This window comes from Leifsonia sp. 2MCAF36 (genome assembly GCF_052115525.1).
Classification (GTDB): domain Bacteria; phylum Actinomycetota; class Actinomycetes; order Actinomycetales; family Microbacteriaceae; genus Leifsonia.
Genome location: NZ_JBFRGV010000003.1, coordinates 21,658 through 39,566, shown reverse-complemented (window position 1 = coordinate 39,566; position 17,909 = coordinate 21,658). Strand labels below are relative to the sequence as shown.

The following is a 17,909-nucleotide window of genomic DNA, read 5'->3' as shown; positions in this document are numbered from 1 at the left end:
ACAGGCGTCAGCTGCCGCGCAGTTCCATCCGCTCGACTGCGGCGAGGTAGTGCTCGCCGTCGAAGTCGTCGAAGAGGACGGTCTGGACCACGTAGCCCTGCACGATCCCGACATAGAGGGCGACGTCGTCGTCTGCCGCGCGCCGGGCGCTCTCGACGTCCAATCCGCGGTAGCGGTGGTACCACTCGGCCAGGTAGTCGCCGAGCATGGTCCGGATCCGCGTACCGATGTGCGCCGCCAGCCGGGCGAGCGCGGGGTTGATCGGCACCTGCCCCCACACCTGGAGCAGCAGTTGCAGGTCGCCGATCTGCGCCGTCAGTCCGTGGACCAGGAGCCCGACCAGCTGCGCGGGGGAGGGTTGCGGATCACGCCGTCGGGCTTCGGCGAGATCGACGAAGCGGGCGTCGAGCACGTCGGTGACCGTCGCCTCGACGAGGTCCTCTTTGCTCTTGTAGTGGCCGTAGATGGCCCCGGCCGACAGCCCGGACTCGGCGATGATGTCCGCCATCGAGGTCTGCTGGAAGCCGGTCCGGGCGAAGCAGCGCAGCGCGGCATCCGTGATCTGGCGGCGTCTCGCCGTGCGGTGCTCCTCGGTGACTTTCGGCAAGGGCCGCTCCCGTCTCGCAAAAAGAATGATCGTTCTTGACAATAGCGGATGGAAGGATCACGATAAAGAACGAGCATTCGTTTTTGGAGGATATCATGATCACCGCACCCGTTCGTAACGACCCCACATCGGCAGCCGCCCGGCCCACCGCGAAGCCGCCGCACACCTCCTGGGTCCGATCGCTGCTGCTCGCCGTCGGAGCGGCGGCAGCGGTCGTCGTCGTGCTCCTCGCGTTCCTCTGGCCGACGATCACCTCGACGGTGAAGGATCTGCCGCTCGCGGTCGCCGGAAACCCGGCCACCGTGAGCGCGGTGGAAAAGCAGCTCGACACGGCCGCCCACGGTGCCTTCGACGTGACCGCCGTGTCCAGCAGGCAGGAGGCCGTGGAGCTCATCCGCACCCGTGACGTCTACGGGGCCATCGTGCTCGGTGACGCGCCCGAGGTGCTGACCGCCTCCGCGAACGGCGCCGCCGTCAGCCAGATCCTCGGCCAGGTCGCCTCGAAGATCCAGGCGCAGGCGCAGCAGCAGGCCGATGCCGCCGTGCGGCAGGCCATCGCCGCGGACCGGGCCCCGGTCGGCACGCAGGCGCCGACGATCACCGTAAAGGTGACCGACATCGTCCCGCTCGCATCCACGGATTCCCGCGGGCTCGGACTCACCGCTGCCTCCTTCCCGCTCGTCCTCGGCGGGATGCTCGGCGGAGTGCTCATCTCGCTCCTCGTCGCCGGAAGCCGGCGCCGACTCGTCGCCGTCGGCGCCTACGCGGTCGTCGGGGGACTCTCGGTGACGGGCATCCTGCAGGGCTGGTTCGGCATCCTTCAGGGCGACTTCTGGCCGAATGCGCTGGCCGTCAGCCTCTCCATGTTCGCGACCGCGGCCTTCATCGTCGGGATGAACGCGCTGATCGGGCGCGCCGGAATCGCGGTGGGCGCTGTGCTGACCGTCCTGGTCGGGAACCCGCTGTCCGCGGCCGCCCAGCCGCTGCAGTTCATGGTCGGTCCCTGGGGTGCGATCGGGCAGTGGTTCGTCCCCGGCGCCTCCGTCACCCTGCTGCGGGACCTGTCCTACTTCCCGGACGCGGACAGCTCGTTCGCCTGGCTGGTGCTGCTCGGCTGGGCAGCGGTCGGTGTGATCGCGATGCTGGCGGGCCACTTCCGCGACCAGGAGGTGACCGAGGCCGCGGTGTGATGGCCGCGGTGTGACGTGCCCGCGGAGTGATGTACGTCCGCCGATGACCGGCCGGAGCGTTGCGGGCCGGTCGGTTCGGCGGCCCGGCGGCAACGCATACGCTGGCGGTATGGAACAGCGAATCCTCGGCGGAACAGGACGGGAGGTGTCGGTCGTCGGACTCGGCACCTGGCAGCTCGGAGCGGACTGGGGAGACGTCTCCGAAGACGACGCGCTCGGCGTTCTGCAGGCGGCGGCGGAGTCGGGTGTCACCTTCTTCGACACGGCCGACGTCTACGGCGACGGGCGCAGCGAGCAGATCATCGGGCGGTTCGTGACCGAGCATCCCGAGCTCCCGCTCACCGTGGCGACCAAGATGGGGCGCCGCGGGGAGCAGGACCCCGCCAACTTCACCCTCGCGAACTTCCGCGAGTGGACGGACCGCTCGCGCCGCAACCTCAGCGTCGACCGGCTGGACCTGGTCCAGCTGCACTGCCCGCCCACTCCGGTGTTCTCCAGCGACTCCGTCTACGACGCCCTCGACACGCTCGTGGAGGAGGGCGCGATCGAGAACTACGGGGTCAGCGTGGAGACGGTGGATGAGGCGCTCGCCGCGATCGCGCGGCCCGGCACGGCGACGGTGCAGATCATCCTGAACGCCTTCCGCCTCAAGCCACTCGACCGGGTGCTGCCCGCCGCGCGCGAGGCCGGGGTGGGCATCATCGCGCGCGTTCCGCTCGCGTCCGGGCTGCTCAGCGGCCGGTACAGCGAGCAGACCACGTTCGCGGCAGACGACCACCGCACGTACAACCGCGCCGGCGAGGCGTTCGATGTGGGCGAGACCTTCTCGGGTGTGGACTATGAGGAGGGCGTGAAGGCCGCGCGCGAGTTCGCGGCCCTCGTGCCCGAGGGTGCGACGCCGGCGCAGGCCGCTATCGCGTGGATCGTCGCACAGGACGGCGTGAGCACCGTCATCCCGGGCGCCCGCTCGCCGGAGCAGGCGCGAGCGAACGCCGCCGCGGGTTCCCTGCGACTCCCGGACGACTTCGACGCCGCCGTCCGCCGTATCTACGACGACCACTTCCGCGCCACCGTCCACCCCCGCTGGTAGCCTCCCGGCTTCTGCGCCGCTGAGGTGCTCGTAGTTGCGCCGCGTGGCGGCGTGTCGCGTGCAACTACGAGCACTTCGCGGCACGTCAGCGGATTCGGAGGAGGCGGCGGATGCGTGCGATGAGCTGCTGGCTCTCGCGCAGATCCCCGGCGGTGATTCGGACCATCCGCCAGCCCAGATCCTCCACCCGTTCTCGCCGCGTGATGTCCCTGCGCCAGGTGTCCTGGTCGACCCGGTGCACGTCTCCCTCGTACTCGAGCGCGATACGCGCCGCCGGATAGACGAGGTCGGCGCGGGCGACGAAGTGGCCGGCATGGTCCACGATGTTGTAGTTGAGGAGCGGTTCCGGCAAACCTGCGCCGCACACAATGAGGCGCAGCCGCGTCTCGCCGGGTGATTCGGATCCGACGCGGATGTGTTCGAGTGCTCGGCCGGCTCGTTTGGCTCCGCGTCTGCCGGGCGATGCCTCGAGAGCCGCACGCAGCAGCGTCAGATCGGCGAGGGGCCGCCGGCCACCGACGAGAAAGTCGCCGGCGATCACGAGGTCTTCGTGGTTGAGGATGGTCGCGAGGTCCAGCCAGGTCTGCTCCGCTGATGTGGTCGGAAGCCCGGATACCTCGACACGTTGCCATCGAGTCAGCTTGTGCCCGACGAAACCGCGAACCACCGGTGCACGGCAGTCCGCAGGCACGCTCACGTGAATCAGATCGGAACTCCCCGCTGGAAGCGGCACCCCGAACAGTCGGGCGGCAGTCGTGTGACTGAAGGCGAAGTCAGTTCCTCGATGCACCGCGAATGCCTCAAGACGTGTCATGAAGGTGTCCGCTTCGCGAGGAATCCGCATGCCACGAAACGGACGGACGAGTCGATCTGAGCGTAACTGGCCTGGAGACATCCCTCCCCGGAGGGCGTTCGATGTGGTGAATGGAGTCCCCACATCGCCGGACGTTTCGAGGCGTGAGCGCGGTGTCATCCGATCACCCTTGCACCGTTGCGATCCGACCGCTCGAACTCTCCACAGGGGGTTCGCCGAGGTGCTCGTAGTTGTACCCCAGATGCCACCTTCAGTGCATCTACGAGCACCTCAGCGGTCGAGAGGGCCGCGTCAGGAGGGCTGGACGGGGACGGGCTCCGTGTCGGGGATGGGGGACGCGTCGCGGCCGCGCAGGTCGGGGTGGACGCGGTGCGCCAGCGCCGGGACGACGAACCCGACGAGGGCGAAGACCCCCGCGACCCAGAACGCTCCGACCGCTCCGACCCCGTCGATGAGGAAGCCCGCGAGGGCGGAGCCGAGGGCCGCGCCGATGAGCTGGCCCGTGCCCACCCAGCCGTAGGCCTCCGCCGTGTCCGAGAACTTCACGCTCGCCGAGACGATCGCGAAGAGCACGGCCAGCGCCGGCGCGATGCCGAGCCCGGCGATGATCAGGGTGAGCGAGAGGCCCCACCACGACCACAGCATGAAGGTCGAGAGGGCGACGCCGACGAAGACGATCAGCATACGGCGCGCCGTCGCCCAGGGGCCGATCGGGATGTGACCGAACGCGAGTCCGCCGACCAGCGATCCGAGCGACCAGATGGCGAGCACGATCCCGGCGAGCGGGGACCCGTTTCCGAAGTTCGCCACGACGCCCGCCTCGACGGCCGCGCACGAGCCGATGAGGAGGAAGCCGACGACCGTGGCGAGCAGCACCGGCGGTCGCGCCAGCACCGTCCCGAACCGTCGCTTGCTGCGCGGGATGCGCACCCGCCCGACCTCTGGAGACGAGATGAACCAGAAGCCGCCCGCCAGCATGATCGCGACGGACATCAGGATGCCCTCGACGGTGCCGATCTGGGTCGAGACGAAGGTGATCGCCACCGGCCCCGCGATCCAGATGATCTCCTGGGCGGATGCGTCGAGCGAGAACAGGGGAGTGAGCTGCCGCGAGTTCACCATCTTGGGGTAGATGGTGCGCACGGCCGGCTGGATCGGCGGCATGCACAGGCCCGCGAAGAACGCGACGGCCATGGTCAGCGGAATGGGCATGACGAACAGGCCGATCGCCGCGACCGCGGCCGAGCACAGCAGCAGCGTCGTCCAGAGCACGACGCGCATCCCGAGCACACCCATCAGGCGACTCGTCATCGGACCGGCGATCGCCTGCCCGATGCTCATCGCGCCGAGCACGAGGCCGGCCGCTCCGTACGAGTCGTGGACGCGCTCGATGTGGAGCAGGAACGCGAGCGACAGCATGCCGAACGGGAAACGCGCGGTGAGCTGAGCCGCGATGATGCGGGCGACGCCCGGCGTCTTCAGAAGGCTGGTGTAGCTGCTCACAAGGGTCCACACTATCGGTCCGGCAGGTCGCGTCGAGGGCTGTCCACAGACTGACGTCCCCCGTGCTGGGGGGTGTGGAAACTGTGCATAAGTTGTCCCCACCTGTGGACGACACGCCCACTAGATGTGGGGCAATGTAAATGTCGGACCCCCGCTATATAGTGGTCGAGCACGCAAGGCCGGTCGGTCGCCAGGGGACGCCGAGAGCCCGGTTGCGTGCGGTTTTCCGCCGCGTCAGCGGCACATTTACGAGGGAGAGACAGTGGGAATCACAGTCGTCAAGCGCAACGGCGAACGCGAGCCGTACGACGCCAACAAGATCAACCTGGCCATCGAGAACGCGGCCCAGGGTCTGGACGAGAACATCACGTGGGTGACGCAGATCGCGAGCGAGCTCGAACTCACCCTGTTCGACGGCATCACGACCCAGCAGCTCGACGAAGCGGTCATCCAGGTCGCCCTCCAGAACGTCAAGGACGACCCCGCGTTCGACACCGTCGCCGCACGCCTCCTCCTCAAGACGATCTACAAGCGCGTGCTCGGCGACTACCAGAGTCATGAAGAACTGGTCGAGCTGCACACCTCCCTCTTCCGCAGCTACATCGAGCGTGGCGTCGCCGAGACGCTGCTCGACGGCCGCTTCACCACCGCCTTCGACCTCGACCGCCTGGCCGGGTACCTCGACCCGTCGCGGGATGAGCTGCTCAAGTACATCGGCGTCGTCACCCTCAACAACCGCTACGGCATCAAGGCGCGCAACGGCGACTCCCTCGAGGTGCCGCAGTTCTTCTGGATGCGCATCGCGATGGGCCTCTCCCTCAACGAGGCCGACCCCACCAGTCACGCCCTCGCGTTCTACGACAAGATGTCGAAGCTCGAGTACCTCGCCGCGGGCTCCACGCTGGTCAACGCCGGCACCGCATACCCGCAGCTCTCCAACTGCTTCGTCATGGAGATGCAGGACGACATCGAGCACATCGCCAAGAGCGTCCGCGACGTCATGTGGCTCACCAAGGGCACCGGCGGCATCGGCCTGGCGGTCACCAAGCTGCGCGCCCAGGGCTCGCCCATCCGCTCGAACAACACGACCTCGACCGGCCCGATCCCGTTCATGCACACGATCGACTCGGTGCTGCGCGCGGTCAGCCGCGGCGGCAAGAAGTTCGGCGCCCTGTGCTTCTACATGGAGAACTGGCACATGGACTTCCCGGAGTTCCTGGACCTGCGCCAGAACTCGGGCGACCCGTACCGCCGCACCCGCACCGCCAACACCGCGGTGTGGATCAGCGACGAATTCATGAAGCGCGTCCAGAACGACGAGGACTGGTACCTCTTCGACCCGCTGGAGGTCTCCGACCTCAACGAGCTGTACGGCAAGGCCTTCTCCGAGCGCTACGCCCACTACGTCGCCGAAGCCGAGGCCGGCAACATGCGCATGTTCAAGAAGATCAGCGCCCGTGCGCAGTTCAAGGACATCCTGATGAGCCTCCAGACCACCAGCCACCCGTGGCTGACCTGGAAGGACACGATCAACAACCGTGCGCTGAACAACAACACGGGCACGATCCACCTCTCGAACCTGTGCACCGAGATCACGCTGCCGCAGGACCGCGACAACGTCTCGGTCTGCAACCTCGCCTCGATCAACCTGTCGCGTCACTTGATCGACGGGAAGATGGACTGGGAGCGCATCGAGGCCAGCGCCCGCCAGGCGGTCCGCCAGCTCGACAACCTCATCGACATCACGGTGTCGAGCGTCGACGAGGCCGACTTCTCCAACCAGCAGAACCGTGCGATCGGGCTCGGCGTCATGGGCTTCACCGACGTCGTCGAGAAGCTCGGCCTCAGCTACGAGAGCGAAGAGGCGTACACGCTGATCGACGAGATCATGGAGCACGTCTCGTACGCGGCGATCGACGAGAGCGCCGACCTGGCTCAGGAGCGCGGGGCGTACCCGAACTTCGAGGGCTCGCGGTGGTCGCAGGGTCTCGTGCCCTTCGACTCCATCGCGCTGACCGAGGCCGACCGCGGGCTCCCCATCACCGTGGACCGCACGATCCGCCTCGACTGGGACCGCCTGCGCGAGAAGGTCAAGGGCGGCATGCGCAACGCGACGCTCATGGCCATCGCGCCGACCGCATCCATCGGCCTCGTCGCCGGCACCACGCCCGGCTTCGACCCGCAGTTCTCGCAGATCTTCAGCCGTTCGACCTCGTCGGGCAAGTTCCTCGAGGTGAACCGCAACCTGGTCGAGACGCTCCAGGAGCGTGGGATCTGGCAGGACGTCCGTGAGGCGATCCTCCGGTCGCAGGGCGACATCCAGAACATCGCCGAGATCCCGGACGAGGTCAAGGAGACGTTCAAGACGAGCTTCCAGCTCTCGCCGTACTCCTTCATCGAGGTCGCGGCCCGCGCCCAGAAGTGGATCGACCAGGCGATCAGCCGCAACATGTACCTCGAGACGCGCGATCTCGGCGACATGATGGACATCTACTACGCGGCCTGGGAGAAGGGCGTCAAGACGACGTACTACCTCCACATGAAGCCGCGCCACCAGGCCGAGCAGTCGACGGTCAAGGTCAACAAGTCGGAGGAGATCTCCGGCGGCCGCAAGGGCTTCGCCACCGTCGGCGCCGGTGCGCCGGCGCCGGCACCGGCCGCGGCTCCCGCCGTGACCGAGACCGCGCCCGCTTCGGCCCCCGCCCGTCGTGGCTTCGGCTTCGGCGGCCTGTCCTCCAACAGCACCCCGGGTGGTGAGAGCAAGTGAACAGCACCAAGATCGAGGAATACTACGTGCCGGTCGACCCGATGGACGACCTGCAGTGCGAGTCCTGCCAGTAGTCCGCCCGCACGGCATCCGCCAGTACGGCAACGCACGTAGAAGTAACGAGGAGAACGAACGATGGGGATTCTGGGCACCGGAATCGAAGAGGGCCTGCTGCTGAAGCCCGTGAAGTACCAGTGGGCGATGGACCTGTATGACCAGGCCGTGGCGAACACGTGGTTCCCGAACGAGATCCAGCTGGGCGAGGACATCGCCGACTTCAAGCGGATGACGGACGAGGAGCGCCACGCGGTCACCTTCCTGATGAGCTACTTCAACCCGAACGAGCTGCTGGTCAACAAGGCCCTCGCGTTCGGCGTCTATCCCTACATCAACGCGGCCGAGGCACACCTCTACCTCGCGAAGCAGATGTGGGAGGAGGCGAACCACTGCATGTCGTTCGAGTACGTCCTGGAGACGTTCCCGATCGACCGTGGGCAGGCCTACAACTCCCACGTCGACGTCCCGTCGATGGCGAAGAAGGAAGAGTTCGAGGTCAGCTTCATCAAGCGGATGACCGAGCAGACTCTCGACATCACCACGACCGAGGGCAAGCAGGACTTCATCCGCAACCTGGTGGCGTACAACGTCATCCTCGAGGGGATCTGGTTCTACTCCGGCTTCATGGTGGCGCTGTCGTTCCGTCAGCGGAACCTGCTGCGCAACTTCGGCTCGCTGATCGACTGGGTGGTGCGCGATGAGTCGCTGCACCTGAAGTTCGGCATCAACCTCATCCTGACGGTGCTGGAGGAGAACCCGGACCTGCAGACGCCGGAGTTCGCCGCCGAGATCCGTCAGATGATCCTCGACGCCGTCGAGATGGAGGAGCAGTACAACCGCGACCTCCTGCCGGGCGGCATCCTGGGCCTGAACGCCAACTACATCAACCAGTACGTCAAGTACCTGGCGGACCGCCGCTTGGAGGAGCTGGGCTTCGAGGCCGAGTACAAGGTCTCCAACCCCGCCAAGTGGATGGCCACAGCGAACGACACGCTGGAGCTGGTGAACTTCTTCGAGTCCACCAACACCTCCTACGAGTCGAACGCGAAGGCCTCCAGCGGGCGCTGAGGTGCCCGTGGAGCTCCCTCCGCTGATCACCGCCGCTGCGCTGGACGTCGCTCTCGGGGCCGAATCCCTGTGGAGCGGCGCCGGCCGGCGGCGCTCCACGTGGCGCGTCCTCGACGTGCGCTGGATGTTGGGCGGACCGCCCGGCCGCCAGGAGTACGAGCAGGGCCACATCCCGGGCGCGGTGTACGTCGACCTCGACACCGAGCTCGCCCGGCATGGCCTGCCGACCGACGGGCGCCACCCGCTGCCCACCGAGGATGCCTTCCAGGCGGCGGCGCGGCGCTGGGGCCTCGACGACGACGACGCTGTGGTCGTCTACGACGATGTCTCCGGAACCTCCGCGGCACGCGCCTGGTGGATGCTTCGCCACGCCGGCGTGCGCGAGGTGCGCGTGCTCGATGGCGGACTCGCCGCCTGGCGCGACGCCGGTATGCCGCTGGAAACGGACACGGTCGAACCGAAACCGGGCGGCATCCACCTGAGCTTCGGCACCTTGCCGACCCTCGACGCGGACGCCGCTGCCGCGCTCGCGCACGACGGCGTGCTGCTCGACGCGCGCGCTGCGGAGCGGTTCCGCGGCGATGTCGAGCCCGTCGACCCGCGTCCTGGACACATCCCCGGAGCGGTGAGCGCGCCGACGACCGACAATCTCGACGCCGACGGGCGGATGCTGCCGCCCGACGTCCTCGCCGCGCGATTCGCGGCACTCGGCATCCAGGAGAGCACGCCGGTCGGCGTCTACTGCGGGTCCGGGGTGACGGCCGCGCACGAAGCGCTCGCGCTGGTCACCGCCGGCCTGCCGATGCCGTCGCTCTACGCGGGGTCCTATTCCGCCTGGTCGAACGACCCGGCGCGTCCGGTCGAGACCTCGAACCGATAAGCAAACGAGACTCGGCGCACGGCCGCGGCTGTGACAGGCCCGTTTTGCTGCGTGAAACCGCCCCAACGGCGGATTTCGCTGCGTTCGGCACGGAAATGTGTCGGAAACCTCCGTGAAAAACACCGTTCCCAACGATAATTAGTGTTGAAGGGCGGCCCCGCCGCTGCGGTATCCTCCCCTTACCCGTGCAACACGCAGACATATTCCTGCATCAGGAAGAAGGACAACGACAATCATGCGCATCCGAACCGCGGTTCCCATCGCCGCCGTCGCCGCCATCGCAGCGCTCGCGCTGAGCGGTTGTGTCGACAACTCCTCACCGACCTCTGGCTCAACGCCGAGTTCAGCGGCCGTGAAGAAGGACGACACCCTCGCCGGGCAGCTGCCCCAGAAGATCAAGGACTCCGGCAAGCTCGTGGTCGGCATGGACGACACGTACCCGCCGAACGAGTTCAAGGACGACAACGGTCAGCCCGTCGGCTGGGAGGTCGAGCTCACCAACGCCATCGCCCAGAAGCTCGGACTCAAGGCCGACTTCGCCATCGCGAAGTTCGACAACATCATCCCGAGCATCACCGGCGGCAAGGACGACATCGGGATGTCCTCGTTCACCGACACCACCGAGCGCGAGCAGCAGGTCGACTTCGTCAACTACTACTCGGCCGGCATCCTCTGGGCCTCGGCCAAGGGCAAGAGCATCGACCCGGACAACGCCTGCGGCCTGAAGGTCGCCGTGCAGTCCACCACGTACGAAGACACCGACGAGGTTCCCGCGAAGTCGAAGAAGTGCACGGACGCGGGCAAGCCCGCCATCCAGGCGCTCCGCTACGACAACCAGGACGACGCGACCAACGCGGTCATCCTCGGCAAGGCGGATGCCCTGAGCGCCGACTCGCCCGTCACCCTGTACGCGATCTCGAAGTCGAGCGGCAAGCTCCAGGAGGCCGGTAAGACCTTCGACCAGGCGCCGTACGGCATCCCGCTGCAGAAGAACTCGAAGCTGACGCCGGTCATCCAGAAGACCGTTCAGGCGCTCATCGACGACGGCACGTACAAGAAGATCCTCGACAAGTGGGGCGTCGCCGACGGCGCCGCTACGACCGCCGAGGTCAACGCCGCCTCGAAGGGCTGACTTTCATGTCACAGGGCAACACCGTCCGGCCGGCGACGGGATCCGTCCCGTCGCCGGCGGGCTCCCGGTCCGAACCGATCAAGGCCGTCAAGCTCAGGCACCCGTGGCGGATCGTCTTCGCCGCCATCCTGATCCTGCTGGTCGTGTGGTTCGTCATCGACGCCTCCCAGCGTTCCGCGTACGGCTGGCAGTACGTCGGCAAGTACGTCTTCGACAGACGCATCAGTGCCGCTGCGCTCGTCACCCTCGAACTGACCGTCTTCTCGATGATCATCGGCGTCATCCTGGGCCTCATCCTCGCGGTGATGCGGCAGTCGCCGAACCCCGTCGTCAAGTCGGTCGCCTGGGTCTACCTGTGGGTCTTCCGCGGGACGCCGGTCTACGTGCAGCTCGTGTTCTGGGGCCTGTTCTCGCTGATCTATCCGCAGATCTTCCTCGGCGTGCCGTGGACGCAGGTCGGGGTCCACCTCGACCTCGGCTTCATGCAGAACGCGTTCATCATCGCGATCATCGGCCTTGCGCTCAACGAGGCCGCCTACATGGCGGAGATCGTGCGCGCCGGTCTGCTCTCCGTCGACAACGGTCAGGAGGAGGCGGCGACGGCGCTCGGCATGTCGTGGGGTCAGACGATGACCCGCATCGTCATCCCGCAGGCCATGCGCGTCATCATCCCGCCGACCGGCAACGAAGTCATCTCGATGCTGAAGACGACGTCGCTGGTGGCGGCCATCCCGCTGACCACGGACCTCTACGGCGTCGCGCGCGACATCTCGGCGGTCACGTACACGCCCATCCCACTGCTGATCGTGGCGTCGCTCTGGTACCTGCTGTTCACATCACTGCTGATGACCGGACAGTACTTCCTGGAGAAGCGCTTCTCGCGCGGCATCAACGCACGACGCCCCGACCGCAACGAACCAGCACTCGCCACCGGCGCACTCCCCGCCGCTGGCGCGCCCGACGGAAACGACCTCGGAGGCAAAGGATGAGCGACACCACAGCGACACCGATGGTGCTGTCCGAGGGCGTCTCGAAGAGCTTCGGCTCCAACGAGGTGCTCAAGAGCATCGACCTGAAGGTGAACCAGGGCGAAGTGCTCTGCATCATCGGCCCGTCCGGCTCCGGCAAGTCCACGTTCCTGCGCTGCATCAACCACCTGGAACGCGTCGACGCCGGCCGGCTCTCGGTCGACGGCGAGGTCGTCGGGTACCGCCAGCACGGCGACAAGCTCTACGAGCTGAAGCCGAAGGAGGCCGCCCGGCAGCGCCGTGAGATCGGGATGGTGTTCCAGCGGTTCAACCTGTTCCCGCACATGACGGCGCTGGAGAACATCATCGAGGCGCCCATCCGCGTCAAGGGGCTCTCGAAGTCGAAGGCCGTCGAACGCGCCAACGAGCTGCTCATCCGGGTGGGGCTCGGCGAGAAAGGCGACCACTACCCGTCGCAGCTGTCCGGTGGACAGCAGCAGCGGGTCGCGATCGCGCGGGCGCTGGCGATGGACCCGAAGCTGATGCTGTTCGACGAGCCCACCTCGGCGCTCGACCCGGAACTCGTCGGCGAGGTGCTCGACGTGATGAAGGGCCTGGCCTCGAGCGGCATGACGATGATCGTCGTGACGCACGAGATGGGCTTCGCCCGCGAGGTCGCCGACGAGCTGGTCTTCATGGACGGCGGCGTGGTCGTCGAATCCGGCGACCCGCGCGAGGTGCTCAGCAACCCGCAGCACCAGCGGACGCAGGCGTTCCTGTCCAAGGTGCTGTAGCCCGGTCTCCGGCCCGATCTCCGGCATCGGGCGGGCGTCGCGTCTGACAGAATCGTCGGATGGACAACGACGCCCGCTCGACCCGGCCCGTGGCCTTCGTCACCGGTGCGAGCCGGCCGAACTCGATCGGCGCCGCGATCGCCCGCAACCAGGCCACCCTCGGCTGGGATGTCGCATTCGCCTTCTGGGACGACTACGACGCGACGATGCCGTGGGGAGCCCACGAACGCGCCCACGACGCCTTCGCGGACGAGCTGCGAGCGCTCGGCGCCCGAGCGCTTCCCGTCGCGGTGGACCTCGCCAACCCGGAAGCCCCGGCCCTCGCCGTCGAGCGCGTCCGCGCGGGCCTCGGGCCGATCCAAGCGCTGATCGCAAGCCACGCGCACTCGGTCGACAGCGGCATCCTCGACACCTCGGTGGAGGCGTTCGACCGGCACTTCGCCGTGAACACGCGCGGCTCGTGGCTGCTCATCAAAGCGTTCGCCGAGCAGTTCGAGCCTGGCGCTTTCGGTCTCGGACGGATCGTCGCCCTGACCAGCGACCACACCGCGCACAACCTGCCGTACGGCGCGAGCAAAGGCGCCCTCGACCGCATCGTCACCGCGGCGGCGGTGGAGCTGGCGCACCTCGGCATCACGGCGAACCTGGTCAATCCCGGCCCGATCGACACCGGCTGGATGACGCCGGAGCTCGCCGAGTCACTCGCCGCAGAAACCGCCCTGGGCCGTCTCGGCCGCCCGCAGGACACCGCCGACATCGTCGCCTTCCTGCTCTCCCCGGCCGGCGGCTGGATCACCGGCCAGCTCCTCCACTCCAACGGCGGCTTCCACCTCTCCGTCTAACCCCTTGCGCCCCCGCCCCCCGCCGTCGAGTACACACAAACTGCACGCGACACGCCGTTGGGGCGTGCACTTTTTGTGTACTCGACGGCGGGGGGCGGGGCGTTAGGAGGCGAGGAGCTTGCGGAGGCGGGGGAGGGAGACGGACTCGGCGGTGCCGAGCGACTGGGCGAAGAGGGAGACGCGGAACTCCTCCAGCATCCACCGGGCGTGCACGAGGGCGGCCGATGCGTCGGGGGCGGGAGGGATGCGGCCGCCGGCGTCCGTGTAGACGGCAACGGCCGTCTCCACCTGCGTCTGCCACGCGCGGTCGCGGCCGGGATTGGTCGGCAGCGCCTGCATCCGCTGCGTGATCCCGGCGAGGTAGCGCGGCACGTGCCGGAGCTGTTCGATGCCGGTCGCCGCGACGAAGCCGCGCCCCTTTCCGTCCGCCCAGACCAGCCCACCGAGCTGACCCTTCGCGTCGTTGAGCGCCGGCAGGTAGGTGAGTGCGGTGACCGACGAGATCGCCTTTTCCGCGGTGCGGGCCGCGGTGAGGATGCGCGTGACGAGCGCGACCGTCTCGAACATCGCATCCATCACGATGCCCGACACCCGGTCGCGGACCGCTTCGAACTCGGCCCGCATGAACAGCTGGCCGTCCGGCTTCATCCGGTACAGCACCGAGTCGACGACGGCGAGGAGGCAGTCGTCGAAGAGTGCCTTGGTGTTGGGGTACGGGCTGGCGGCGAGGGTGAGCTTCTCGTTCGACGTGAGGTGCTGCTGCACGTAGGCGACGGGCGAGGGGACGCTCGCGAGCAGCAGGCGACGCACCCCGCCCGGCATGGCGCGAGCCTGCTCGGCGGGCGTGCCCAGCAGGCGGATGCTGACCGACGACCCGTCGTCGACCAGGGCCGGGTAGGCACGGATGACGTTCTTCGTCCCGCCGGGCCCGGTATGCGTCGAGTCGACGAAGCGCGGGAGTTCGTCGAAGTCCCAGCTGGTGAGGCCGGTCCGTTCGAGGGCGTTGGGCGTCCGCGCCTCCGCCACGGCGGCCACGGAGTCGCGGGCCCGTGAGCGCAGCCGGTCCTGCAGCGCGGCGAGGTCTTTACCGCTGGCCATCGGTCGCCCGCGCTCGCCGACGACCTGGAAAGTCGGCCGGAGGTGCGGCGGCAGCCGGTCGAGGTCGAAGTCGCTGCCGCTGACGCGCGACCCGGTCAGACGCGAGATCGTCGCGGCGAGGGTGTCGGTCAGCGACCCGGCGGGCCGCTCTCCCTCGTGGGCACGCATTCCGGCCGTCCCGGCCAGTTCGCCGAGGAGCCGCTGCGCCCAGTCCGCCGCGGGAACCACCTGACGGCGGATGGCTTTCGGCAGCGACTTGATGAGTGCGGTCACCAGCTCATGGCGGAGGCCGGGCACCTGCCAGTCGAAGCCGTCGGGGAGCAGCCCGGCGAGCAACGGCAGGGGGACCTGCACGGTCACGCCGTCGTCCTCCGCTCCCGGCTCGAACCGGTAGCGCAGCGTGAGCCGCTGGTCGCCCTGCCGCCACACCGGCGGGAACGCTTCCTCGTCGATGTCCGCCGCATCCTCGTCGAGCAGCGCCTCCTGCGTCATCGTCAGCAGGTCGGGGGTCTCCTGACGGGCCGTCTTCCACCAGCCTTCGAACGACCGCGTGGACACCACCTCGGCCGGGATGCGCTTGTCGTAGAACTCGAAGACCGCTTCGTCGTCGTTGAGGATGTCGCGGCGCCGCGTCCGCTCCTCCAGTTCGCGCAGCTCGGCGCGCAGCTTCCGGTTGGCGCGGTCGAACGCCTGGTGCGAGTCCCACTCGCCGTCGACGAGGGCGTGCCGGATGAACAGGTCCCGGGACAGCGCTGCGTCGATCCGCGCGTACTGAACGCGGCGGCGCGGGATGATCGGCACGCCGAACAGGGTGACCCGCTCGTACGCGACGACCGAGCCCTGGTTCTTCTCCCAGTGCGGCTCGCTGTACTGCCGCTTGCACAGGTCGCCGGCGATGGGTTCGGCCCAGGCCGGGTCGATGGAGGCGTTCATCCGGGCGAAGAGGCGGGACGTCTCCACGAGTTCGGCGCTCATCACGACGTTGGGCTGCTTCTTGGCGAGGGTCGAGCCGGGGAAGATCACGAACCGGGTCTGGCGCGCGCCGAGGTACTCGGACTGCCGCGCGCCGCGCGCGCTTCCCTTGTTGCCTGATTCGCGCACATCCTTCAACCCGATGTGCGACAGCAGACCCGCGAGCAGCGAGCGGTGGATGCCGTCCGGGTTCACCGACGGCTCGCCGATGGTCAGGCCGAGCGGCTTCGCGAGCTGCCGCAGTTGCCGGTAGACGTCCTGCCACTCGCGCACCCGCAGGAAGTTCAGGTACTCGGCCTTGCAGAGGCGGCGGAACGCGCTGGAGGAGAGCTCCTTCTGCTGCTCCTCCAGATAGTTCCAGAGGTTGAGCAGGGTGAGGAAGTCGCTGGTCGGGTCGGCGAAGCGCGCGTGCTTCTCGTCGGCACTGCCCCGTTTCTCGACGGGACGCTCCCGCGGGTCCTGGATGGTCAGGCCTGCGACGATCGCCATCACCTCGCGCGAGGTGCCGTGCCGTTTGGATTCGACCACCATCCGGGCGAATCGCGGGTCGATCGGCAGCTGCGCCAGCTGGCGGCCGACCGCGGTCAGCTTCGAGCCCTCCTTCGCCGCGCTGATCGCGCCGAGCTCCGTGAGGAGGTCGAGGCCGTCCTTGATGCCGCGGGAGTCGGGCGGGGTGAGGAACGGGAACGCCGCGATGTCGCCCAGCCCCAGCGAGATCATCTGCAGGATGACCGCGGCGAGGTTGGTGCGCAGGATCTCCGGCTCGGTGAATTCGGGCCGCTTCTCGAAGTCTTCCTCCGAGTACAGGCGGATGGCGATGCCGTCGCTGGTGCGGCCGGACCGGCCCGAGCGCTGGTTCGCGCTCGCCTGCGAGATCGCTTCGATGGGGAGGCGCTGGACTTTCGCGCGCGTGCTGTAGCGGCTGATTCTGGCCGTGCCGGCATCCACCACGTACTTGATGCCGGGGACGGTGAGACTCGTCTCGGCGACGTTCGTGGCGAGCACCACGCGCCGGCGGACGCCGGCCATCGTGGACGGCTGGAACACCCGGTCCTGCTCGGCGGCGGAGAGGCGCCCGTACAGCGGCAGCACCTCCGTTCCGGGCAGATTGCGGCCCCGGATGGCGTCGGCCGCGTCCCGGATCTCGTTCTCGCCGGACAGAAACACGAGCACGTCGCCGCGGTCCTCGCGGGCCAGCTCGTCGAGGGCGTCGTTGATGCCCTGCAGGTAGTCGCGGTCGACGGAGGGGACGGGATCCGGATCGTCGTCGTCCTCCTCCATCGCTTCCGCGACGAGTGGGCGGTAGCGGATCTCGACCGGGTAGGTGCGGCCGGAGACCTCGACGATCGGCGCGGGTGTGCCGTCGGCGGACGCGAAGTGCTCGGCGAAGCTCTGCGGGTCGATGGTCGCCGACGTGATGATCAGCTTGAGGTCGGGACGCTGCGGAAGCAGCTGCTTGAGGTACCCGAGCAGGAAGTCGATGTTGAGGCTGCGCTCGTGCGCCTCGTCGATGATGATCGTGTCGTAGGCGCGCAGCATCCGGTCACGGCGCAGCTCGTTGAGCAGGATGCCGTCGGTCATCAGCTTGATCCGGGTCGCCTTGGACACGCGGTCGGTGAAGCGCACCTGGTAGCCGACCAGCTCGCCGACGGACTGGCCGAGCTCTTCGGCGATCCGCTCGGCGATGGTCCGGGCCGCGAGGCGTCGCGGCTGGGTGTGGCCGATGCTCGTGCGGCCGAGTTCGAGGGCGATCTTCGGCAGCTGCGTGGTCTTTCCGGAACCGGTCGCGCCCGCGACGATGACGACCTGGTTGTCGCGGATGGCGCGCGCGATCTCGTCCCGCATGCGGCTGACCGGCAGCTCGCTCGGGAAGACGATGCGCGGGAGGGTCTCGGTGGAAGACATGAGCCTTCCATTCTAGCTGCGCCTCGCGTCCTCCTGGCCGGCGGCGGTGAGCGCCGGCGTTCGGAACGTGCGCGGTCGGGCGCGCGGGGGCGTACGTGACGAACGGCGGCGTACGTGCGACACACGGGGTACGTGACGACAGGCGGCGGCGCGCCCCGGGCTGGGGCGTTGCCCCGCGGCGGCGGGCGACGTAGATTCGCCCTAACCCGGAGAGGGTCCGGC

At 68.2% G+C, this 17,909-nt stretch carries 13 protein-coding genes; 9 read left to right on the top strand and 4 right to left on the bottom strand.

Annotation, left to right across the window (positions count from 1 at the left end; translation table 11 throughout):
• Window positions 1-7: 7 nt before the first annotated feature.
• Entirely contained in the window at window positions 8-607 is a 600-nt protein-coding gene (locus AB4079_RS05555) for a TetR/AcrR family transcriptional regulator (protein ID WP_441786300.1), read from the bottom strand.
• A gap of 95 nt (window positions 608-702) precedes the next feature.
• On the opposite strand from AB4079_RS05555, the gene AB4079_RS05550 reads away from it, so the two are divergent.
• Both AB4079_RS05550 and AB4079_RS05545 read left to right on the top strand, forming a co-directional pair.
• Window positions 703-1,797, top strand: coding sequence for an ABC transporter permease (locus tag AB4079_RS05550; RefSeq protein WP_441786299.1), 1,095 nt, complete (start codon window positions 703-705; stop codon window positions 1,795-1,797).
• 109 nt (window positions 1,798-1,906) lie between these two features.
• A complete protein-coding gene (locus tag AB4079_RS05545; protein ID WP_441786298.1) occupies window positions 1,907-2,887 on the top strand; it encodes an aldo/keto reductase in 981 nt (326 codons plus the stop codon).
• Between the two features lie 85 nt (window positions 2,888-2,972).
• On the opposite strand, the gene AB4079_RS05540 is transcribed toward AB4079_RS05545, so the two are convergent.
• A complete protein-coding gene (locus AB4079_RS05540) occupies window positions 2,973-3,782 on the bottom strand; it encodes a hypothetical protein (protein ID WP_441786297.1) in 810 nt (269 codons plus the stop codon).
• Between the two features lie 210 nt (window positions 3,783-3,992).
• Window positions 3,993-5,204, bottom strand: coding sequence for an MFS transporter (locus AB4079_RS05535; protein ID WP_441786296.1), 1,212 nt, complete (start codon window positions 5,202-5,204; stop codon window positions 3,993-3,995).
• Between the two features lie 262 nt (window positions 5,205-5,466).
• Here AB4079_RS05535 and AB4079_RS05530 point away from each other — a divergent pair, with 262 nt between their 5' ends.
• From AB4079_RS05530 to AB4079_RS05500, 7 genes are all read left to right on the top strand, one after another.
• Window positions 5,467-7,971, top strand: a complete 2,505-nt coding sequence (locus AB4079_RS05530; protein WP_441786295.1) for a ribonucleoside-diphosphate reductase subunit alpha — start codon at window positions 5,467-5,469, stop codon at window positions 7,969-7,971.
• A 135-nt stretch (window positions 7,972-8,106) separates the two neighbouring features.
• Complete coding sequence (locus AB4079_RS05525; protein ID WP_441786294.1) at window positions 8,107-9,096, top strand: ribonucleotide-diphosphate reductase subunit beta; 990 nt, start codon at window positions 8,107-8,109, stop codon at window positions 9,094-9,096.
• A 1-nt stretch (window position 9,097) separates the two neighbouring features.
• On the top strand, window positions 9,098-9,976 hold the full coding sequence (locus AB4079_RS05520; RefSeq protein ID WP_441786293.1) for a sulfurtransferase: 879 nt from the start codon (window positions 9,098-9,100) through the stop codon (window positions 9,974-9,976).
• A gap of 235 nt (window positions 9,977-10,211) precedes the next feature.
• Window positions 10,212-11,108, top strand: coding sequence for an ABC transporter substrate-binding protein (locus tag AB4079_RS05515; protein ID WP_441786292.1), 897 nt, complete (start codon window positions 10,212-10,214; stop codon window positions 11,106-11,108).
• Between the two features lie 5 nt (window positions 11,109-11,113).
• Entirely contained in the window at window positions 11,114-12,097 is a 984-nt protein-coding gene (locus AB4079_RS05510; RefSeq protein ID WP_441786291.1) for an amino acid ABC transporter permease, read from the top strand.
• A complete protein-coding gene (locus AB4079_RS05505; RefSeq protein ID WP_441786290.1) occupies window positions 12,094-12,870 on the top strand; it encodes an amino acid ABC transporter ATP-binding protein in 777 nt (258 codons plus the stop codon). The genes AB4079_RS05510 and AB4079_RS05505 overlap by 4 nt, the downstream gene beginning before the upstream one ends.
• A 59-nt stretch (window positions 12,871-12,929) precedes the next feature.
• Complete coding sequence (locus AB4079_RS05500; RefSeq protein ID WP_441786289.1) at window positions 12,930-13,712, top strand: SDR family oxidoreductase; 783 nt, start codon at window positions 12,930-12,932, stop codon at window positions 13,710-13,712.
• A 102-nt stretch (window positions 13,713-13,814) separates the two neighbouring features.
• Here AB4079_RS05500 and hrpA read toward each other — a convergent pair whose 3' ends face one another.
• Complete coding sequence (gene hrpA / locus AB4079_RS05495; protein ID WP_441786288.1) at window positions 13,815-17,687, bottom strand: ATP-dependent RNA helicase HrpA; 3,873 nt, start codon at window positions 17,685-17,687, stop codon at window positions 13,815-13,817.
• Window positions 17,688-17,909: the final 222 nt, after the last annotated feature.